This window comes from Legionella moravica DSM 19234, from assembly GCF_000423305.1.
GTDB classification, from domain to species: domain Bacteria; phylum Pseudomonadota; class Gammaproteobacteria; order Legionellales; family Legionellaceae; genus Legionella; species Legionella moravica.
Map to the genome: position 1 here is coordinate 78,651 of NZ_AUHS01000014.1, position 22,504 is coordinate 101,154.

A 22,504-nucleotide genomic window follows, 5' to 3' on the forward strand; every position below is an offset into this window, starting at 1 on the left:
CTTAAAATAAAACCTGAGGGGAATATCATCATGATGACCAATTCACTCACATACATAAGAGATTTTTTACATGCACAGCTTTGCTATCAACTGTTCATTACTCCCCTTCATTTTCCCTTGGAAAAAAAATATCGGGATTTTGCCAAAATGGCATGTGAGTATATCGAAGTAAAACGCAGCGAAGTGATCCACAAAGAACAACCTCGCCATCATGTCATTCATCGCTTTGCTCCAGCAAAAACACCTAATGGCAAGAAGATTCTGATTTCACATGGCTGGATGTCGCGCGCTGCTTATATGGTCCGCTTGATCAGAACCCTGCATCTGCAAGGTTATGAGGTTTATGCCCTTGATTTCCCAGCGCATGGTGAGGCACGAGGTTTACAACTACCCTGGACTGACGCCGTTGCAGTTTTAAAAGAAACGATTAATCAATATGGCCCGTTTCATGCCGTAATCGGGCATTCTTTTGGTGGTTCGATGTTGTTAAGTACTTTAAATTTAGCAGGTCAACTTCCTGAATGGCAGTTAAACTCCAGGCCGGATCGTGTTGTATTAATTGCATCACCAACTCAAATGCGCACTCCTGTTAATACGATTGCACGACGCTTGAAACTCAGTGGACATGGTTATTTGCAACTGCGCCAGTTAATCCGTCAGCAGGCAGAAATTGATCCTAAATTAATTCGGTTACGATATTTTACTTCCCAGACTCCCGATACTCCTTTTTTATGCATTCACGGAAAGAACGACAGCACCGTACGGCCGAGGGAGTCCATTATTTTTTGCAGAGAATACAAAAACGCCAACCTGTCATTACTACCTGATGCAGACCATGTAAGCGTATTAATGGATGAACGGGTAGAACAACTGGTCAGCGATTTTTTAAGTTAAATCGTTTTTTAAAAGAAGCTTAGCCTTCCATGAATTGACGAATTTTCTTCATGGCGTTTTTTTCAAGCTGCCTGACACGTTCTGCGGATACACCATATTTTTCAGCCAAATCATGTAAGGTTAATTTTTCTTCGGCTAACCAACGTTGCTGAAGAATATCCTGGCTGCGTTCATCAAGCTGTTCCATAGCGCACATCAATTGCTCACGGCCTTGATCACCAGTATCTTCTTTTTCCAGCATTAACGCAGGATCATCATTAACATTGAATAAGTACCGCTCAGGCGCTTTATAAGCATCATCATGCTCATCCGCTTCAGGAGCATCATACGGCGAGTCCATGACGTTTAAACGCTGCTCCATCACTAATACATCTTCTCGGCTCACGCCCAAATCTTTAGCAACAGCGTCCACTTCTTCATTGCTAAACCAGCCTAAGCGATTTTTCATTTGGCGAAGATTAAAAAATAATTTGCGCTGTGCCTTGGTTGTTGCGATTTTGACAATACGCCAATTACGCAAAACAAACTCATGAATTTCTGCTTTGATCCAGTGAACTGCAAAAGAAACAAGACGGACGCCCATTTTAGGATCAAAACGTTTTACTGCCTTCATTAAGCCGACATTGCCTTCCTGAATTAAATCATTCAAGGGCAAACCATAACCTAAATAGCCTCGAGCTACTCGAACCACATAACGTAAATGAGCAAGAACAAGACGTCTTGCCGCTTCAATATCTCCTTCAGCATGAAAACGCTCCGCACAAGCAATTTCCTCTTCCAAACTCAACATTGGAATTTGATTTACCCGATGAATATAGGAATCAAGACTACCTACGGGTAGATTCATTGCAGCGAGTTGCAACTGTTGACTCATACTACTTCCTCCAGTCATCAACACTAAAGTAATTATCAAATAAATTATACACTAATTATAAGGTTCTATAGAAGCCAGTTGCCTTTTCACCGACAATCGAGCTCCAAGCCACCCGAGTATAATCGCAAAAAGCACAAGTATCAAGATTTGTCTTATTGACAGCCCTGCAAGCGGATAATGCATTTGATAGGCAATGGCCAATTGGTTCACTACAATACCTAAGCTCAAAATAAATATATTGACTAAAAACACAGCACAAATGGCTCCGGCCATCCCATACCAAATGCCAGAGTATAGAAAGGGCCTGAGGATAAACGCATCAGTAGCACCGATTAGTTTTAATATCTGGATTTCTTCCTGCCGATTCCGGATAGCAAGGCGCAAGGTATTACCAATAATTAAAACGACGGCCAATGCTAATAAAGCCATAAGCGCATTAGCCAAATTGGCTACAAAGCCCAGGATGGCATGCAATCGACTAATCCATTCCATATCCAGCTTGACCTGCTCCACTCCTGGCAAAGCCTTTAATTGCCTTGAGAGCAGATCCAGTTTTGCTGGCGAATCAATAACCAGTGCGGGTACGATTTCAATGACAGAAGGCAAAGGATTTTCAGGAAGGTACCGCATAATATCATGCATCCCCTCCTGTTGGGTTAATTCAGACAATCCTTCCTCAGACGATTTTAAGGTGGCCTGGCCAACTCCCTCGGTGCTGCGTACCTTCTCCTGCAATTGCATTTGCTCGGCTTGAGTGAGTGAGGGTTTCAAATACAATGAAATATGGCCGCCCTGTTGCCATCCAATAGTCAAATTTCCAAGATTATCGGTAAACACCCAAAAAAGGGCGGGTAAAGCCAAGGCAATGGCAATAACAACTACGGTCATCATCGTTCCCAAAGGCTTCCGGCACAACAAATTCAAGCTTTGCGCGGCAGCCTGAGCATGATATACGAATAAAGATCGCGTCTTTTTTAACACAGCCGTCCCCCTTTAAGCATCACGATACGATGCTTCATTCTGGCTATCAAAGCCAAATCATGTGTTGCTATCAGAATGCTTACCCCAACCTGATTGAATTGTTCAAAAATAGACATGATTTCAGAAGACAATTTGGGATCCAGATTTCCTGTTGGCTCGTCAGCCAGTAGCAATGCCGGTTTATGGACTACTGCACGAGCAATCCCCACGCGTTGTTGCTCTCCCCCGGAAAGATGCACCGGCAGCATTTTTTCTTTACTTAACAAACCGACCATATCCAGAGCTGCATGCACGCGCTTGGCAATCATAGGATAAGGTTCTCCCTGAATTTGCAACGGAAGGGCAACATTATCGAAGACAGTCCGATCATTGAGCAAATGAGGGGATTGAAAAGTAATTCCTAAATGACTTCTATGGGCAGCAACATCTCTTTTTTTAAGCTGATTTAACTTCAGGCCGTTCACGATTAACTGACCTGATGTTGGCCACTCCAATAAAGCAATCAATTTAAGAAAAGTACTTTTGCCTGCTCCAGAATGCCCCGTAAGAAAGGCCATTTCGCCCTTTTGCATGGAAAAACTCACCTGACTTAATGCTTCGAAGCCGCCCGGATATCGTTTAGTAACTTGGTCAAATGTGATCATCATTGAATATTGCACCGACAAATTGCGCTGCATCAAAGGGCCTTAAATCTTCTATGCCCTCACCAACACCCAGATAACGAAATGGTATCCCTAAATCATTAGCTATGGCAAATAATATCCCGCCTTTGGCTGTTCCATCAAGCTTGGTCATGGTTATCCCGGTTAGTTCTACCGCTTCATGAAACTGACGTGCCTGATTCAGGGCATTTTGCCCTATACTCGCGTCCAGAACCAACATGGTTTCATGAGGCGCATGGGGATCTATTTTCTGTAACACCCTTTTTACTTTCTTTAATTCTTCCATCAAATTATTTTGCGTATGTAAACGACCGGCTGTATCGGCAATTAACACGTCCATTTTTCGAGCCTTGGCAGCCTGAAGAGCATCAAAAATTACCGAAGCACTATCTGCACCTGTATGCTGTGCTATTACAGGAATGTCATTTCGTTCCCCCCAGACATGTAATTGTTCCACTGCCGCAGCCCTGAAGGTATCGCCAGCAGCCAGCATCACTTTTTTGCCCTGTTTTTGAAATTGTTTTGCCAGTTTGCCAATAGTGGTTGTTTTACCCGCCCCATTAACCCCAACCATTAAGAGAACAAAAGGTGAATGATCGGGAGTTTCAAGAGATAGAGGTTGTTTTTCTTGCCCCAAAATGTTCTGTAAATGCAGTTTCAAGGCCTCATAGACTGCATCCCCATCCGATAATTGTTTTCGCTCCAAACCATCGGTAATTTGTTTCAAAACGGCTTGAGTAGTATCTATTCCCAAATCCGCGCTGATGAGCAAGGTTTCCAATTCTTCCAATAAGTCATGGCTGATTTCTTTTTTTCCAAGCAACAGACGGCCAATACCATCTCCCAGCTGATGCCGGGTTTTGCTTAAACCTCGTTTCAGGCGTGCAAATAATCCCTCTTTGGCCAGCGGTTTTTCAGTTTCCACTGCTTCAATTTCGGAGTCAGGCGACGTTTCCAAACGCTCTTCTGTTGGAATATTAGGCTGCTCAGAAGCCTCAATAGGCACTGAGTCTTGATTTCGTTTAAACCATTTAATCATTTTAGTGTACAATTCCCGAGAAATATGAAATTCTATCAGTTTTTTTGCTTCGAGGTTAATTTATGCGCAAAATACTTATCGCCCTGCTAATGGTACTATCTTGCCAGACCTTTAGCCAAGTTCAAGAGTATATCTTGAATAATGGATTAAAAGTATTGGTTAAGGAAGATCATCGCGCACCGATTGCTGTTTCCATGATCTGGTACAACGTTGGTTCGGCAGATGAGCCAGGCGAATTGACTGGTGTTTCCCATGCAATTGAACACATGATGTTCAAAGGGACTAAAAAATTTCCTCAGGGCGTGTTTTCCAAAACGATTGCGGCTCAAGGCGGACAGGAAAATGCCTTCACCAACAATGATTTCACGGCCTACTTCGAAAAAATCGATGCATCCCGATTAGCCACCAGCTTTGAACTGGAAGCGGACAGAATGAACAATTTACTCCTGGACGCCAATGAATTTGCCAAAGAAATCAAAGTGATTCAGGAAGAGCGTCGCCTGCGTACCGATGACAACCCGCAAGCCTTGGCTTTTGAGCGTTTTCTGGCAACTGCCCACCTATCAGCCCCCTACAACCACCCTGTTATTGGATGGATGAACATATTGCAGCAGATGAGCGTCGAAGATCTGAAAAAATGGTATCAAGCTTATTATGCACCCAACAATGCCACCCTGGTGGTCGTTGGTGATGTAAACCCCGAGAAAGTGCATGCTCTTGCGGAACACTATTTTGGAGCCATTGCCAAAAAACCCGTTATCGAAAGAAAACCTCAGATTGAACCGCCTGCGTTGGGTAAGAAATCGATAATCATAGAAGCACCAGCTAAATTGCCTTTATTCATGATGGGCTTTACAGTTCCTAGCGTTAAAACAGCACAAAATGCTTGGGAGCCTTATGCATTAGAACTGATTGCAGGCATCCTGGACTCAGGAGAAAGTGCGAGATTTGCAAAAAACCTGATAAGAGGAAGCCGTGTAGCAACAGGTGCAGACGTCTATTATAATCTGTACGCACGGTATCAGACCCAATTTATTATGTATGGCGCTCCCAGTCAGAATGCTCAAGTGGCGGATCTGAAAAAAGGGCTTCTTGCTGAGTTAAATTCGTTAAAGACTACCCTGGTGAGCGAAAAGGAACTGAAGCGGATTAAAAATCAAATTATTGCTCAAAAAACATTTGAAAAGGACTCCATTTTTGGCCAAGCCATGGAGTTGGGTATGTTAGAAACGGTGGGTATTGGCTGGAGAAATACCAACAATTATGCTGAAGCAATTGACAACATTACACCAGAACAAATTCAGAAAACTGCTCAGCGGTATTTCCAGGAGCCGAATATGACTGAAGCAGAATTAAAGCCCACGAACAAAAATGAGGTAAAATCATGAGAAAATTCAATGCATTCATTACAGCTCTGATTGTACTCTGTTCACAAAATGTCATTGCGAATACCTTTAAAACTGAAAAATGGCTTACCCCAAATGGGGTACAGGTTGTATTCTATCAAGCCATGGAAGTGCCCATGCTGGACATCAGCATGGCCTTTGCCGCTGGATCTGCCTATGATGGATCTCACTATGGACTCAGCGCACTAACTGCACATCTGATGAATCAAGGCAATGGAGGTAAAGATGCGACAGTTATTGCCGAAGCTCTAGCGGATACAGGCGCACAGTTTGATGTTGAAATCAGCAGGGATATGGCAGTTTTTAACTTGCGGACTCTGACCAGTAAAGACGCTATGCAACAATCAACCCAAGTATTTAACCAAATTATTAACCATCCTGATTTTCCGGCTCGCGCATTTGAAGATGAAAAACAGCAACAGCTAATGGCTATAGAACAGGTTGATGAATCTCCGGATGATGTTGCAAGCATTAACTTCTTTAAAACGCTCTATCAAGAGCATCCATACGCTCATCCAGTTAATGGTACCATACCTACTTTGAGCGGCATTACCCAAAAACAGGTTGTCGAATTCTACAAAAACTATTATGTAGCCAATAATGCAGTTCTTGTTATGGTCGGGGCACTGGATAAGAAACAGGCTCATCAATTAGCAGATCTCTTAACCAAAGAGCTGCCTAAAGGAAAATCAGCAGCGGCCATTCCAAAAGCCAATCAGTTAAATAATGCAGAACAAATCAATATTCCTTTCCCCTCCTCACAAACTGTAGTCCGATTAGGTCAGATTGGAATTGATCACCACAACCCTAACTATTTCCCTCTTATCGTAGGCAATTATATTCTGGGAGGCGGCGCCCTCGTGTCACGATTGGGAGTTGAAGTAAGAGAAAAGCGAGGATTAACTTATGGCGTGGACAGTCAATTTGTACCCATGCCCGGTGAAGGCCCCTTTATCATCAGTTTATCAACCAAGAACGATCAAGCAACCAATGCTTTGGATATTACTCATCACACCTTGAATCGTTTTATCTCCAATGGACCAAGTAAAGAAGAACTGGATTCCGCAAAAAAATACTTAACCGGCAGCTTTCCACTGTCATTATCCAGTAACCGAAATATAGCAGGATTGTTACTGCGTATGGCCTTTTACCACTTGCCGGAAAATTATTTAGAGACATACGTTCAACGAATTAATGCCGTTACTCATGATGAAATCAGGCAAGCATTCAAAGAACAAGTCAATCCTGACAAATTATTACTCGTAACAGTAGGACAATCTTGAAACACAGCATTCGTATTATAGGCGGCCAGTTCAGAGGCAAAAAAATCCAGTTCCCCGATGTAGAGGGTTTAAGACCCACTCCGGATCGGGTTCGGGAAACGCTTTTCAACTGGTTAATGATGGATATCAAGGAAGCTCGCTGCCTGGATTCATTTGCAGGTAGCGGCGCTCTGGGCCTGGAAGCCTTTTCACGAGGCGCATCAGAAGTGGTCTTTATTGAGCAGTCTCCAATCGCTCATGCCAGTCTGCGCCAGATTATTGCTCACTTTAAACATCCGGCTTTAAAGCTGGTCAAAGCAGATACCTTGTCTTATTTGCAGCACTGTACTCAACAATTCGATATTATTTTTTTAGATCCTCCTTTTGCAAAAAACTACATACCGCAATGCATTCAGATCATCAATCAAAAGCAGCTCCTGCCGCAAGGAGGTCTTGTTTATATTGAATCACCAACAGCGATTGAGCTGGATGAACAACACTGGCAACAATTAAAATTAAAACAAGCGGGACAAGTCCTGTTTGGTTTATTTAAAAAACTCTAAACAACAATATCTTGACAAGGAGCCGTGCTCCTGTTTCAATCAAACTAATACTCCTAGATATAAAAGAACATTGAATGAGCAATAAGATTGTCATGATGTTTATTGTTTCAGCCATGCTGGTCGGCTGTGCTGGTACATTGAGAAAACCACCCGTTAATAATCCCAGTGACGATGCTACTATTAAATTGGCAGAAGCCGCTGTGTCCGTAAGTGACTCAATGCTTGAAATGGCTCGAATTGAAAAAGTGATTACGCCGCCAAGTAAAGACAATACGCTGACAATACCCAATGCCTATAACATGCAAGCAAGAGCCAGTGTTGACTGGTCAGGCCCAATAGAAGAACTCACTGCCCGAGTAGCCAAGGCAGCTCATTTTAAATTACGTGTTCTGGGACAAGTACCAGCGGTGCCCGTTTTAATAAGTCTAAGCTTAAAAGACGTAAGCTTGGCAGAATTACTCCGTAATATTGACTACCAGGCAGGTAAAAAAGCCAATATTCATGTATACCCTAACAGTCAGGTTGTTGAATTGCGCTATGCCAAAATTTATTCCTAGTTTAACCATTGTACTGTCAGCCTTGCTGATTGCCTGTACGTCTTCCCGAGGAAATCTGGGAGATACAGGCTCATTGGCAGGTATTCAATCCATGGCTAATTCCAAGTACACCCGCGTTCAATCCAAGAAAAAGATGAGCAAGATTCGGGAAATGGCGCTGAAAGATATTGCGCTCAGTCTAGGCGCACAGGCAGGATTAGCATGGCGCGCAAAAATCATTGACCAGGATTTAACCAAACAGGCGAGAAACCTGGACACCATTTACGATTTTAACTCTCTTGTTCTTGAGCATAATATATTACCCCCTGTATTACTTGAAGGCAGAAACACGCTGAATCTGGCGGATGCTCAGAGCATACGCGTTTCCGACCGCACCTATAAAGTAGCCAAACAAGCCCACTTTATCACTACGCCGCCTACCTGGCGTCAGTATTTGTGGATGGATTATGTAAAACCCGAAGCGCCTAATTCCACACTACTGCCTAAAACCAAAGCTGAAAAAGAATTATGGTGCATTTATACCGCAAAAGGATGGAAAAATGGCATAGAGCAAGCCAATACCATTCTTGAAGAAAACATAGCGCGAATTAAGGAAGATTTTGGTGGAATGATTCTCTACCGGAAACTATTAGCCATGAATATGGTATCTCCACCCTACGTCTCTCATACTGATCTGGGCGTCACCGGAGATGGTTCTGAAATCCACATAGATGACAGAGTCCTGAGAATTACTGCCTTGCCAGCACTCAATGTGAACAGCAATGAGTGGAAAGCGGCCGTTGCCAAAGACGAAAATGCACTGGAACAGTTTAAAAATATGGAAAAAATTGCGAATCAGTCTAAAATTATCATAACGAATAAATCCTGGCAGCCCACCATTGCTCCAGTAAATTAACGATGAATTATGACTAATATTAACTTAATGCCTGATGAGCCCACACGGTTTACTCCAGTATTCATGGATAGAATGCTGGAGCATGCAGAAAGTTTAAATGCGTCGGATATTACCATACAGACTGGTGAGCCTATCTACGCTGAAGTCTACGGAAAATTACTGAAGATTACGAATCGGCGCTTATCCAATACGGAGTTAGGCGATTTAATCAATGCCATTTATGGCCCCAATGCCACCACACAACTTTTATCAGGTAAAGACATTGATACTCACTACGAGTTTCGCCCAAATCGTGGAGTTCGTTATCGTTACAGGGTCAATGGTACAGCCTGTCTGGTTGAGGGACATGATGCCATTCAATTGACCTTAAGAACTATTCCAACCACTCCTCCTCATCTGAGCAGTATGAATCTTCCAGATAACATACTGGAAGCCATAGCGCCTCAGGAAGGCATTGTATTCATTACAGGAGCAACGGGTTCTGGAAAATCAACTCTTCTGGCATCAATCATCCGCGAGTTAATTGAAACAGCCGACTCCAACCGAAAAGTGTTAACTTATGAGTCACCCATAGAATTCGTTTACGATGAAATTGAAACCATATCATCTGTGGTCAGCCAATCTGAAATTCCCCGACATCTGCCCAGCTTTGCGGATGGAGTTCGAAATGCCTTAAGAAGAAAACCGCGTTTGATTATGGTGGGTGAGTGTCGTGATGCCGAAACAATAAGCGCCGCTCTGGAAGCTGCACTTACAGGGCATCCGGTCTACACCACACTGCATACCTCAGGTGTTGCAGAAACCATGCGTCGTTTGGTTACCTCATTTTCTGGGGAAGAACGCTTGGGGAGAACCATTGATATTCTGGAAACCATCCGGCTGTGTATCTGGCAAAAGCTGGTTCCTACAGTTGATGAAAAAAGGGTTGCATTAAGAGAGTATCTGGTTTTTGACGAAGAAGTCAGGGACATTCTGCTTGAGGGCGATCCGAACGATGTCACTTCTGCTACTCGAAAATTGGTACGCCAAAAAGGCCAATTAATGACCTGGGACGCAAAAGCAAAATTTGAGCAAGGTATTATCAGTGAACGTGTATACAAGCTGATTATTGCCGGGGCCAAAGAGTATCAGCAATAAAAGAAAGCGTTCAATCATTCTTATCATATTTCGTTAAACCCTATCCGTCTTGATAACTTCTGATCCATTTCCTCACACCTGGCTAATCGATAACCCCCTCCTGGAGCTCTATTATTCTCGCTGATTTCCCAGCCAAATCGCTGTTTATTTTAAAAAAGGCTGGTACTATTCGTTGTTTTATTGAGGAAGTCCAGGACCGTAACAATAAGCTGAAAGGAATACTAAACGTCCTGCATTGAGACCAATAACTGCCTGCTCTATATTTTCAAGGATAAGATATATCATGTACTATAATAAGAAGCTGAAACAATTAATCAGTGCTCTGACTTTGTTGTGTTGCACTGTACTTTTAACAACTCTTAACGCCACCAATACCCACTCCGCCACTAATTCACCTTTAATCGAAATAAAAATATTGGGAATTAATGATTTTCATGGCCAAATCAGTACAGGAAGAATGGTTAAAAATGAGCCCGTTGGTGGAGCTGCCGTGCTCGCAGCATACATTAAGCAGGCCCAATCAGGAATGGAAGATCGAACCATAATCACCATCATGGGCGATCAGGTAGGAGCATCCCCTCCTTCTTCAGGGATACTTCATGATGAGCCCACCATTCTGTTTACTAATAGTTTGGGCAATAGACACTGCAGTACCGAAGCGCGCATGAACCCCCTATGCAATATAGTTGCCACGGTGGGTAATCATGAATTCGATAAAGGCCAAAAAGCGATGTTCGACCTTATTTATGGCACAGAAAATCCGCCAACAGACCACTGGATTTCTTTGCCAACTTATCCCGGTGCAGCCTATCCGTATATATCTGCCAACATTGTTGACGATCAAACCGAAAAACCTCTTTTCCCTCCCTATGTCATTAAACTTATTGATGGTGTTCCGGTAGCCTTTATAGGGGCTGTATTAAAAAATGCAGCGGGTTCAATGTTCCCTGATAATGCCAAAGGAGTTAAATTTCTGGATGAAGCCCCAACCATAAACCGGTATATTCCCGAAATGAAAGCCCTAGGAGCTAAAGTCATTATTGTGCTCATTCATGAAGGAGGCAATCAGGCTCCCTACGAAGGAGATACCAGAAGCAATTCTCAAGTTGATGGTGAAATTAATAAAGTGATCGATCAATTAGATGATGACGTGGATGTGGTGATGGCCGGTCATACCCATCAATTTCTTAATGCCTATATTCCCAATCATAATGGAGTTAATATTCTGGTTACCCAGGCTTACAGTTACAGCGCCGCGATAGCGGAAGTCAGCTTGAAAATAGATGCTACGAGTCATAAAGTAAAACAAAAATCGGCTCGAATTATCACTACCTATGCCAACCGCGGTCCTGGAACACAGCCAGATGAAAAAGCACTACAGTTGGTTAAATTAGCTGAAGACACAATAGAACCCATAATCAACAGTTATATCGGAACAGCTGAAAACTCATTATTAAGAAAACAAAACGATGAGGGTGAATCCAACCTGGGCAATCTGATAGCCGATGCCTTTAAAAATGAAATGAATGCGGATATAGGACTGACCAATCCAAGCAGCATGCGTGATGACATAAAATCGGGTCTAGTTAATTGGGGGCATATATACGCTGTTCTTCCTTTCGGAAACAAGATTGTCAATGTTACCTTAACAGGGCAAGATCTTTATGATCTATTGGAGCAACAATGGATAGGCCCTTATGACAACATGCTGCAAATTTCCGGTCTAACTTATAGTTATGACCCGAAAAAACAATTAGGTCATCGAATTATTACCCTGTTCCATCAAAACAAACCACTGATTAAGAATAAAACGTACACCATCGCCACCAATAATTTCCTGGCTACTGGCGGTGGAGTATTTTCAGTGATGAAGCGAGGAACAATAATCAAAGTCGGCGATAGCGATCAAGATACTGTCATGAACTACATTAAAAAAGTACCGCAACCCTTTACTTCATCTATAGAAGGCAGAATACAAAGAGTCTAGAATCTGTTGACAGGTCAACTGTCGCCTACGTGACGCGGCAGGTGACCTATCAACAGACTCAAATAGTTATGATAAGATATTGATACATAATAACAATTAATCTTGAGAAATCACCATAGACAGGAACGCTGAACGTTATTATAAAAGCTCTAAGGCTTTATTTCTTCCGGTAAAGCCAATAGAAGAAATTAATGGTTTTGAGCTTGTACTTGGATCTCGTCATTATCTATTTCGGGAATGTGAAACTCCGTTTAATAACATCAGCAGTTCCAACATTGCAGCCAATAAATACTGTACGAGCAAATTATTGGAAAAAGCGGGAATTCCTGTTCCACAGGCAGTTGCTATCCATATCGAAGATTTTCAGCAAAATAAAACCAGAGAATTGATTGCCGACCTCAAATTTCCCTTAGTCATAAAACCCTTGTTAGATGGCTCTAAAGGCAAAGATGTTTTATGCAATATTCAGACATTAGATCAGCTCATGCATTTTTTAAGTCACTATTTCACCATCTACGATTATTTAATAATCGAAGAATTTCACGGAAATTTAAATTCATATCGAGTTCTGGTTTTTAACCGACGGGTTATCGGTGTAGTACAACGATATCCTGCATGCGTTATCGGTGATGGCACACATACTATCGAACAACTGATTGCTTTGACCAATAAAGAGCGAAAAACAATTAATGATTTTTTAGGACCCATCGTAATGGATGATGAGGGTAAAATTAAACTGAAAGAACTGGGAAAGAGTGCCGATTATGTACCCGCTGTTGGAGAGCGAATTACTTTAGCCTACACCTCCAATGCTACCCGTGGAGGTACCTATGAGTCTCTTGGTACGCGCATGTGCAAGGAAAACCAAAGATTGATGAGCAAAGTTGCTTCAGTATTAAATTTAGGACTTGCCGGGATTGACGTAGAATGTGCCGATCTCAATATTCCAATAACTCAATCGAATGGCGTTATCATCGAGGTCAATCATAGACCCAGTGTTCGTATTCATGAACTGCCGTTAACCGGCAAACCTCATCTTGTAACCCGAACGATCATGCGTTCATTTATCTACCGTCATCCCCTGAGCTATTTATATGCGCTTTATACACGCAAACCTACTGCATTTTATATAAGAGCAACTACCGCATGCATATTAATTGGGATACTTTATTGGTTAGCAGTTTAAATACCGATGCTCCAGGCCATTGTCCCCCATTGAACTCTGTTTTATATCATGGTTTCCGAGCTTATTAGACGCATAAGTACTATAATTAAAAGAAAAGGAACTAATAACAAACTCCATGATGTGATAGAGGTAACCAAATGAACTCAATTCAGCTTTTAGATGCATCCTTAAGAGATGGAGGGCATCGAACGAATTTCCATTTTAGTGATGATGAGTTACGGGGTATTTTACTGCCTCTTGATAATTCTGGTGTAGAGTTCATAGAAATTGGTTACCGCAATGGTTCTTTGCACCCCATAGCCAATATAGGCCGGGCAGGAATAACAGGCCGGGACTATCTGCTTTTCTGCCAATCCTTAATTAAAAAATCAACGATTGCCGTAATGGCGCATCCTAACAATATTTCTGAAACCGATCTGTTGGAGCTAAAAGAGTGTGGTGTTGGGCTGTTAAGAATCTGTATTGCTAAAAATAAATTGGCGGATGCCTTTTCTGTAATTCAACTGGCGCAAAAATTGAAATTCTTGGTATCCGTGAATTTCATTCATATGACCTACTACACCGATGACGAATTAGATGAAGTAGTTGAACAGGTCAGCCACTACAAGCCGGATATAATTTATTTTGCAGATTCCAATGGCAGCATTTTACCGCAGAGAATCAAGGCCATTTATGATCGGTATACAAGCAACTACGCTATTCCCTTTGGGTTTCATGCTCATGATAATATTGGCCTGGCTCAATCGAACGCGTTGGCAGCTATGGATGCCGGTGTTCAATTTATTGATGCCTCTCTAGCCGGAATGGGCAAAGGTACCGGAAACCTGAAAACCGAGTTTTTCATTGCCTGTCTGCACGCCAATAATGTTAAAAAATATGATTTACAAGCCGTATTAACTGCATCAAACTACGTACGGGATGCGCTTAATATCGGTCATGAGGCAATTGAAATGGATGAATTTATAAGAGGAATCTCCGATTTTTCAACTGCAGATCTTAAATCATATACACAAAAAACAACTCCTGGTCATTAGTGTGTATTGACCAATCAACACCAAAACTCCCGCTGACTCGCCGCGGAACATTGGAACTAAGTTGAAGGATACTCAACGCATCCTGAATATTTAAAAATTCACCCATGGGATCATAATGAAAAAAAAGAAAATATTGGTTCTGACTCCCGATACACCAGATCCATCATACATTGAATTTGTTGTTAGCCCATTAGCCTTTCTTGAAGATGAATACACGATTCACCCCCTGGACTCGCTATGCATCATGGAGGACATTCCCAAATCTTCTTTTTACCATTTATGGGCACAAAAACTGAAAGAGTACATTCTTTTGTATGATGCTTTTTTTGGATTTTCCTTTGGTGGAGTCATTATTCAACAATGCTTTTCTTTATTCACAAAAACTGAAAAACCCATAGTACTGTTTTCAACGCCTACTTTTGCCGATATCCCTCTTAAAAATAAACTGCAAGAGGTTGTTGCACTGTGTCAAAACAGACAGCTTGATTTAGCGCTCCAAACCCTTTATCAACACGTTTACTATCCCAATGCTGTGCCCTTACAATCTCATAATTTTTTAAATAATTCAGAAGCAGCAGAGCGAGTAATCTATGGATTGAATCGTGTTTTAGAGACCGATTCCACTTCAATAGTGAGAACAAGTACCGTCAAACACCTGCATTTAATCGGGCAACACTCTCATTTAGTCAATAAAGACAATGTTGTTCAACCTGCAACAGGAACTCTCCTTCAGGTCCCTGAGGCAGGAATGAGAGTATTAAAAGATAACCCCCATTATTGTCAAACAGTTATATGGGAGGCGTTACATGCTTAAAGCAGATGAGGTTTTGAAAATAGCCGTTTTACCTGGAGATGGCATCGGGGCTGAAGTGACGCAAGCCACAATTCCTCTGTTTGAGGCCTTACAACTCCCCATACAGCTGAGTTTTGGGGACATTGGATGGCATTATTGGAAAACAGAGGGCACCCCAATCCCAGAGAGAACCTGGCGACTCATTTCTGCTTCAGATACCGTATTATTAGGAGCAATCACCAGTAAACCTCAAAGAGAAGCGATAAAAGAACTAGCGACTCAATTTCATAAAGACACTCTTGGTTACAGTTCACCGATTATTCAATTAAGACAAAAGCTGGATCTTTTTGCGAACATCAGGCCGTGCTTTTCTATTAAAGACGAAGAACAGCAATTCAGTTTTTGCATTATACGTGAAAATACTGAAGGTCTATATTCAGGTTTTGATTATTATCCATTGCCTGAATCACTAATCGAACTAATCCATGAAAAGGAACGCTGGCGGACAATTCCGGGAAGTGAGATCAGTTGCTCTTTAAGGCTACAATCAAAATCAGGGTTAATCCGTTTATTTCAGTTTGCCTTTGATTACGCTGCCACGCAGGGCATGAATCGAGTTACTTTTGCCGATAAACCCAATGTATTACGACAAAGCAGTGATTTTGCCCGAGAGGTTTTTGAGGGTATTGCCATTCACTATCCGCACATTAAAGCAGACATCTTAAACGTGGATGCCGTGGCTTTATGGTTGATTAAGCGACCGGAAGAATTTGGAGTAATTGTTGCCGAAAATATGTTTGGCGATATATTGTCTGATGTTGGAGCCGGGGTTATGGGAGGATTAGGGTTTGCGCCCAGTGCCAATATTGGCGTAAAAGGCAGTTATTTTGAGCCGGTTCATGGGAGTGGCACACGAATGAAACCACAGAGTGCCAATCCAAGTGCGATGTTCTTAACCATTGCAATGCTTCTCAATCATTTTGGTTTTAAGACGCAAGCAAAAAAAATCGGGGATTCGGTAGCAACCATTGTCCGTGAGGGGCGTTATACCACTTATGACTTGGGAGGTTTTAGCACGACAATGGATATGGCTAAAGCAATTATTGAACACTACTTGCGAATGGATACTGCAACCAATACCCTTAAAAATACAGAACGATTACATTCCTCCATTCAGAAACTTAAAGAATACAGTACTTCAGAGCTATCCGATGCGCTTGATGCTTGTGGTGTTGAAGGGGCTTTGCTGAATATTAAACCGTTAATGCCTGGACTGAAACTTGTTGGACCGGCATATACCGTCCAATACAAAACAAACAAAAGAAAATCGTCAACGTTTAAAAATGCAGCGAATTATATTGATAATGTACCACCTCATTCCGTCATCGTAATCGATAACCAGGGTAACAATGAGTGTACTGTTTGGGGTGATATTCTGACTCAGACTGCTCAGCACAATCATGTAGCAGGTACTGTCGTTCATGGAGCAGTTCGTGATGCTCAGGCGATTCGAAAAAGCACCTATCCCTTATTTTGTTCGGATGTATTTATGCGTTCAGGTAAAAATCGTGTTCACAAAGCAAATGAACAATGCCCGTTGAACATAAATAATGTTCTTATTCATCCGGGTGATATAATTGTTGGCGATGATAATGGAGTGATCGTCATTCCAATACATTGCCTGGCAGAAGTTCTCGATAAAGTGGAACGCATTCAATCAAACGAAAACAAGATAAAAGATGCAGTAAACTCAGGCAGTACTCTGAAACAGGCTCGAACCCGATTTCATTACGATCAGCCCTGGCTGGATCATAAAAAATAAGGAATTATCGTGCAGAATCTTGATGCATATGATTTGATTGATATTCACTATCATGCCAATCCAGATCTATATCTGCGTCGCTGGGATGCCCTTGAAACAGGTAAAATCTATAAGAACTGCAATGGAATTGTCGTTTTAAAAAGTCATCTGGGAGCAACCAGCATTCAGGCCACTCTGGCTCAAAGAATGGGGCTGCCTGTATTGCCCTCATTAGTGTTAAATCACCTCGCAGGAGGGATCAATTATCGAGTTGTCATTCAGGCACTAAATGAATATCAACCCTTAATACCGGCCAGGATGATTGTACATTTCCCAACAATAACAGGACGAGCAATCAAATCACGATTATCTCGAACATTAACTCATCCCCAATTATCACCATTCAGTCTGTGTCCTGAGACACTTTTTAATGATAACAGCCAACTGCGAAAAGAAGTGATTGATGTATTAAAGATGGCAAGAGATTATCCGATTGTCCTTTCTACCGGACACGCATCAGCCGAAGAAGTCTATCAATTGGTAGATGCCTGTATTCAATATAATGTAACCTCTTTATTACTGAACCAACCAGCAAACCCACTCACCAACTTACATGCCACACAACTAAAAAAATTAGCTCAAAACGAATTTATCTGGATCGAACAAACGTCGTTAACTTATTTGTTACACCACCAAAGTAAAGAGGATTTTTGTGAGGTACTCAGCTCGTTACCCAGAGTGATATACAGCTCTGATCTGGGACAAACCGACCAATTGGACATTCATCAATGGATTGATTATTCAGAACATTTGTTTACTGAGCTAAGAATATCCGAGCAAAGAACAAAAGAACTGGTTCTTCTCAATGCGATAAAAATTCTAGCGTTATAATCTCGTACCGTTCTCAAACACCTGTTCCGCTTATTGATTTTAAACTAATCTATATTCATGGGCTTTCACTGGATTATTCAAAAAGCTCTCGTAAAAAATCCAGGGTAGTTATCCATGAGCGATTATCAGCTCGCTCATTGTAATGCAATCCCATTTCATCATCATTAGCCTTCGGATTAGTAAACGAGTGTTGAGTATGCCCGTACATATGAATTTGCCAATCGGCTTTTCTTGCGTTCATTTCATTGGCAATATGATGTATCTGATCTGGTTTTACCAAAGGATCGTCATAACCATGCAAAATGAGAATTTTACTTTTAATTGGTTGATTAGCAGAATGCTCAGGAGAAGTAAGCAAGCCATGAAAACAGACTACTCCCTTAACTGCCGCTTGTGAACGAGCTAAATCAAGGACACATAATCCGCCAAAACAATACCCTATAGCCGCAATGTTAGTATGCTCAACAAAGGGCAATGAAGCTAATACATGAAATGCCGCATTAATTCGGGAAGCTAATTTAGACCGATCCTGCATCAAGGGGGCCATTAACGCTCTTCTCTGTGTTTTATCCGCTCCTGTCCGTGCGTCCCCATACATATCTACAGCAAAACCCACATACCCCATTGCGGCAAGTTGTCTGGCTTTATTGCACATACTTTCACTTCGGCCAACCCAATCATGCACCACCATAACAGCTGGCAATGGATGAGACACATTGCTGTCGTACGCGATGTAGCCTCTGCATTGCGTTGAATCCTCTTGATATTCAATTTCCTTCGTTATTATCACATTGAATCTTATAAGAAAATAATGAGTACTATATTAAATACAGCATACAGAATCAAATTGTAATTGGAATCGTTAGTAGCTACTCCAGAATCCCTGCCTGACATGCCAAAAGAATTTAGTTCTAAGTATTGCCAATAAACTCTAGCCGTTCAATATACAAACCACAACGAAGATAGCGATCGAACCAGTCGATCGCTTTTTGAATGGATTTCCGATTACTCTGCGCCGGCTCCACCACCAGGTGGTCTTCGACCACCACCACCGCCGCCACCGCCCCCACCTGATGAAGGTGAAGAACTTGGTCCTGTTTGGCTACCGGAAGCTGTAGCATCTCCCCCTGAAAGAGATTGACTCCTAATGCCAATACCTGCTTTTTCAAGTTGTTCATCTGCGATACCGCCCAGTTTTTGACCCATTTGGGATTGTGCGCCCTGGGTCTGTTCAGCACCAGCTTTTACCCCTGCTTTTAACTCATCGCCCCATCCTGCTGCTTCCTGGCCAAGACTTTCCGGTGTACCACCTATCCATCTTAAAACCTTATCTGGCAAATAAGCAATCAAACTAAATGCTTTTTGTACGATAATAAGGTACATCGTGGTATAAATTAATATCGAGAAGAAATAAGCATAAACTCCCGCCCAATCAGTATAACCTCCTGTACCAGATCCTTCCTGAGGTTTATCTTCACTTGACATTTGGAACCCGCCAAACTTGGTACCGGATTTATCCAGCTCATAATTACCCGTTTGAATAAACGATATGGCATGATCAAATCCCGCATTCAAGATCCAAACGCCAACATAGGACAAGGCAATTGCCGCAATATATCCAATGATCATCATGGAGGGTCTTAAAAACACATTCATCAATATCATAACGGCTGCTTCGCCTTTACCAAAAGCATCATGACCTTCAGGATGTGTTACCCCCAGAGCAACGATAGGAGCCGCGACCATGGCTTCTATCACGGCAATAAGCCAGGCAATAGAACCAAAAGTAAAAATCATATAGGGTAATACGGGAATATAATAAGCCGTAACAAACCCGACCGAAACCATGGTTCCAACCCATGCCAGTAACAGGGGCATGGCTAACCCGATTAATGCAAAGATAAACAATCCAAAAGGAATGATAATTGCACTACTCACCGCTATATTTACGAGCATAAGCCATAAATTAGCTGAGAAGTTAATGTACATCACTCCCATGTTTGCCAGAGCGACGATCGGATTGACCCCCGGCTCCGATACCTTGACCAATCCCGCTTTAAATATTTCTTTCATTCCTTCCAAAGGAACCATCAAAAAGGCCATAACAACTTGATTGATGATATCTGAAAACATTTTCAAGAGCATATTATAGATATTTCTGAATATGGCATTATAAAATAAATTACCAAACATTCGTCCCAGGCAGAATGAGAAGAATAGTATTCTGACTCGACCACATTCAAAATCTCCTTTTGGCAGATAATATTGCTCCGTTGAAATACTAAATTTCATCATATTGGCAAATTGAAGGGGGGCTATCCCTGGCTGCCCTGGTAGTCGAACCATTACTGAATTATTGATAAACCCATAGACAGTTGACGATTGCAGGTTATTGACTACCTTACGTTGTGCATCATCCTTCAAACTGGGTTTCTGAACCATATCACCTAACGAAGAACCATTAATCACTGATTGTACTTTATCCAGAGGCGCCTTATCGCCACCAAACCAGGAGCATAATAAAGCATAAGGGCCAACACAGGTTTTATTCGAACCAAAACTTGAAATCAGATTTGTTGGATCGAAAGTACTCGTGTCCAATCCAGTATTCGAATCAAACTGATTTGCACTGGTTACTGCATTGCCATTTAATCTCACCAAATCAAAAAAATAAGAGCCGGCCATAATCCAACCCTCATTTGTTGCTTTATTGATAAAATCACGGGATGAATTATCATTCTTCACATCGTTTGCTTGCCTGATAAGATTAATCGTTGGCATCATGATGGCGTTATAATCAGTAATTGCGCCTTGGAACTCTGTCCCGTTAAATAATACACCAGCATTGGTGCCTGTTGGTGTCGGTACAGGTCCCCAAATCTCGCACCCTTGTGAATAATCAGTACAGATTTGTCCTTGGGCAGTATAGGGAACACCAAATTGCTGCTTGGCGACTTTTGAGAAGTTAGTAGTTGTAGATCCCGTGCTCGTACTTGCCAAATCAGGATCGTTATTAACAATGACCTGCGCGACGGAAGATAAAGTAATATACATTTGCTGAATTGCGATTGCCCTGGACATTTGCGCTGTCTCAAGCTGGGAATCGGTAAGCTGTTGATAAAGATTGGGTCTTTCGGTCGTTTTTTTGCCATTTTTTGACGTTGTAGTCATTGTTTTATTCGGATCGACCAGATCACTTATCGTGTTCCATTTAATGGTTCCACAAATTCCATTTAAAAAATACAAGGGCGAATTTGAATCAAAATTAGGCATTGGCAGAGAATAGCTGCTGGCTCCTTTGTTATTATTCTGAGTCATCACGGCATTAACCGTTCCCAAAAAGTCAGGAACCGTTGTTTTGCAAAAATTATCCATTACGGGTGTAGGATTCCCTGCACAAGGTCCCACATCATTTGCTTGAGATTCCAGATAACTTTTTCGTTGTGCTTCTATTTTATTTTGCAAGCCCAGCATACACACCTGGCCTGCAAGAATAGTCATTGCCCCATCGGACACACCGCCAGTAGCCGATGCGGTCAATGCCTTAGTCGGGTCGGCTTGAGCCTGGATGATAACCCCTCCTCGATTTAAATACCCCAAAGCGGCTTCCCATACTTTATCTGCAGCCCCAATTCCCTGGACGATGACCCACATGACAAAAATCTGCATTAAACAATAGCCCGATGCCTTAGGTATGAGCAAGGCCAAACCCATAGTGGAACGCAAAGGTATCCAGATTGAAGACCATTTTTGTCCAAGCATCTGGCCTTCATGAGCGGTATTCATGGTGGACACCAGGAGGGTGTACATAATGATGATTCCACCCAAAGCCAGCACCGCAGAGTTGAAAACGCCAAACATGGTGCCCATAATCTGGCTTCCCGTGCCATGCAACACGCCGTCAACTACACCAAATAAATTCCCTAGAAAAATAACGGAAAGATCGCTTGCTGGAGGAGCAAAACTCAATGCTGAGGAATCGGCAGCAAATAATAGAGCAGGACATAAGAACAGAAGAACAGTTAAAACCAGTTTATTCATTCTTTCTCCCCCATGATACCTTGCTTATACCATTCTTTGATTGTACAACCCAATTTTCTATGTTTAATTTGGAAGTACCAAAAATGGTAACGAAATGCCAAAACCAGTGCGATCAACATGACGACCAGACTCACAATAACCGCTTTAAACGATCCATAAAATAACTGATAACCGGTGTAAAAAAGTATCATTATTGCAGCAGCTAACATCACCATACTTAATCGAAATAATGCATTTTGCTTTATTAACAATTCAGCCTCAGATAACTTCAGTTTATTTACAGCCGAATCAAAAGACTCAACCTGAACATTCTTCTGAGTGACGAATAAACGCTTGAACCCGTTTACCAGATAAGTGCTAAACGCCTTCATCCTGTCCCAGTCAGACCATGCACGAATGTTGATGATTCGCTTGAAAATACTTCCAATCCGCTTACCCGATTTCTTTTTCATATTTTTTACTTTTTTAATAATGGACTTTTACCCTTCATAATATACTATA

At 41.9% G+C, this 22,504-nt stretch carries 20 protein-coding genes; 13 read left to right on the forward strand and 7 right to left on the reverse strand.

What is annotated here, in order from left to right; genetic code table 11:
- Positions 1-30: 30 nt before the first annotated feature.
- Complete coding sequence (locus G543_RS0103585) at positions 31-894, forward strand: alpha/beta hydrolase (protein WP_028383315.1); 864 nt, start codon at positions 31-33, stop codon at positions 892-894.
- A gap of 19 nt (positions 895-913) precedes the next feature.
- Here the strand turns inward: G543_RS0103585 and rpoH are convergent, their stop codons facing one another.
- Genes rpoH through ftsY form a run of 4 tightly spaced genes read right to left on the reverse strand, consistent with a single transcriptional unit; the run spans position 914 to position 4,450 of the window.
- Positions 914-1,768: an RNA polymerase sigma factor RpoH gene (gene rpoH / locus G543_RS0103590; protein ID WP_028383316.1), complete on the reverse strand. Its 855-nt coding sequence runs from the start codon at positions 1,766-1,768 to the stop codon at positions 914-916.
- A 51-nt stretch (positions 1,769-1,819) separates the two neighbouring features.
- Positions 1,820-2,749 carry a permease-like cell division protein FtsX gene (gene ftsX / locus G543_RS0103595; RefSeq protein ID WP_028383317.1) on the reverse strand — a complete coding sequence of 310 codons (930 nt, stop codon included), beginning with the start codon at positions 2,747-2,749 and terminating at the stop codon, positions 1,820-1,822.
- Positions 2,743-3,393, reverse strand: coding sequence for a cell division ATP-binding protein FtsE (gene ftsE, locus G543_RS0103600; RefSeq protein WP_028383318.1), 651 nt, complete (start codon positions 3,391-3,393; stop codon positions 2,743-2,745). The genes ftsX and ftsE overlap by 7 nt, the downstream gene beginning before the upstream one ends.
- A complete protein-coding gene (gene ftsY / locus G543_RS0103605; RefSeq protein ID WP_028383319.1) occupies positions 3,380-4,450 on the reverse strand; it encodes a signal recognition particle-docking protein FtsY in 1,071 nt (356 codons plus the stop codon). Before ftsY ends, ftsE begins: the two co-directional genes overlap by 14 nt.
- 62 nt (positions 4,451-4,512) lie before the next feature.
- Between ftsY and G543_RS0103610 the strand changes: the two genes are divergently transcribed.
- From G543_RS0103610 to G543_RS0103665, 12 genes are all read left to right on the forward strand, one after another.
- Complete coding sequence (locus G543_RS0103610) at positions 4,513-5,838, forward strand: M16 family metallopeptidase (RefSeq protein WP_028383320.1); 1,326 nt, start codon at positions 4,513-4,515, stop codon at positions 5,836-5,838.
- Entirely contained in the window at positions 5,835-7,139 is a 1,305-nt protein-coding gene (locus tag G543_RS0103615; protein ID WP_028383321.1) for a M16 family metallopeptidase, read from the forward strand. The genes G543_RS0103610 and G543_RS0103615 overlap by 4 nt, the downstream gene beginning before the upstream one ends.
- A complete protein-coding gene (gene rsmD / locus G543_RS0103620) occupies positions 7,136-7,681 on the forward strand; it encodes a 16S rRNA (guanine(966)-N(2))-methyltransferase RsmD (protein ID WP_028383322.1) in 546 nt (181 codons plus the stop codon). Before G543_RS0103615 ends, rsmD begins: the two co-directional genes overlap by 4 nt.
- Before the next feature lie 74 nt (positions 7,682-7,755).
- Positions 7,756-8,238 carry a type IVB secretion system lipoprotein DotD gene (dotD, locus tag G543_RS0103625; RefSeq protein ID WP_028383323.1) on the forward strand — a complete coding sequence of 161 codons (483 nt, stop codon included), beginning with the start codon at positions 7,756-7,758 and terminating at the stop codon, positions 8,236-8,238.
- Complete coding sequence (locus tag G543_RS0103630) at positions 8,219-9,133, forward strand: type IV secretion system DotC family protein (RefSeq protein ID WP_028383324.1); 915 nt, start codon at positions 8,219-8,221, stop codon at positions 9,131-9,133. Before dotD ends, G543_RS0103630 begins: the two co-directional genes overlap by 20 nt.
- 27 nt (positions 9,134-9,160) lie before the next feature.
- Positions 9,161-10,270: a Dot/Icm type IV secretion system ATPase DotB gene (gene dotB / locus G543_RS0103635; RefSeq protein WP_028383325.1), complete on the forward strand. Its 1,110-nt coding sequence runs from the start codon at positions 9,161-9,163 to the stop codon at positions 10,268-10,270.
- A gap of 283 nt (positions 10,271-10,553) precedes the next feature.
- Positions 10,554-12,257, forward strand: coding sequence for a bifunctional metallophosphatase/5'-nucleotidase (locus G543_RS0103640; protein WP_115343564.1), 1,704 nt, complete (start codon positions 10,554-10,556; stop codon positions 12,255-12,257).
- Positions 12,258-12,444: 187 nt separating this feature from the next.
- Positions 12,445-13,443 carry a UDP-N-acetylmuramyl peptide synthase gene (locus G543_RS0103645; protein ID WP_280524082.1) on the forward strand — a complete coding sequence of 333 codons (999 nt, stop codon included), beginning with the start codon at positions 12,445-12,447 and terminating at the stop codon, positions 13,441-13,443.
- Between the two features lie 137 nt (positions 13,444-13,580).
- On the forward strand, positions 13,581-14,477 hold the full coding sequence (locus G543_RS0103650; RefSeq protein WP_028383328.1) for a beta/alpha barrel domain-containing protein: 897 nt from the start codon (positions 13,581-13,583) through the stop codon (positions 14,475-14,477).
- A gap of 115 nt (positions 14,478-14,592) precedes the next feature.
- Entirely contained in the window at positions 14,593-15,291 is a 699-nt protein-coding gene (locus G543_RS0103655) for a hypothetical protein (protein WP_028383329.1), read from the forward strand.
- Entirely contained in the window at positions 15,284-17,092 is a 1,809-nt protein-coding gene (locus tag G543_RS0103660) for an isocitrate/isopropylmalate family dehydrogenase (RefSeq protein ID WP_028383330.1), read from the forward strand. The genes G543_RS0103655 and G543_RS0103660 overlap by 8 nt, the downstream gene beginning before the upstream one ends.
- 9 nt (positions 17,093-17,101) lie before the next feature.
- Positions 17,102-17,962, forward strand: coding sequence for a DUF6282 family protein (locus G543_RS0103665; RefSeq protein WP_035921340.1), 861 nt, complete (start codon positions 17,102-17,104; stop codon positions 17,960-17,962).
- A gap of 73 nt (positions 17,963-18,035) precedes the next feature.
- On the opposite strand, the gene G543_RS0103670 is transcribed toward G543_RS0103665, so the two are convergent.
- From G543_RS0103670 to icmV, 3 genes are all read right to left on the reverse strand, one after another.
- A complete protein-coding gene (locus G543_RS0103670) occupies positions 18,036-18,752 on the reverse strand; it encodes a dienelactone hydrolase family protein (RefSeq protein ID WP_028383332.1) in 717 nt (238 codons plus the stop codon).
- 215 nt (positions 18,753-18,967) lie between these two features.
- A complete protein-coding gene (gene dotA / locus G543_RS0103675) occupies positions 18,968-22,003 on the reverse strand; it encodes a type IVB secretion system protein DotA (RefSeq protein ID WP_028383333.1) in 3,036 nt (1,011 codons plus the stop codon).
- On the reverse strand, positions 22,000-22,455 hold the full coding sequence (gene icmV, locus G543_RS0103680) for a type IVB secretion system protein IcmV (RefSeq protein WP_028383334.1): 456 nt from the start codon (positions 22,453-22,455) through the stop codon (positions 22,000-22,002). Before icmV ends, dotA begins: the two co-directional genes overlap by 4 nt.
- Positions 22,456-22,504 lie beyond the last annotated feature (49 nt).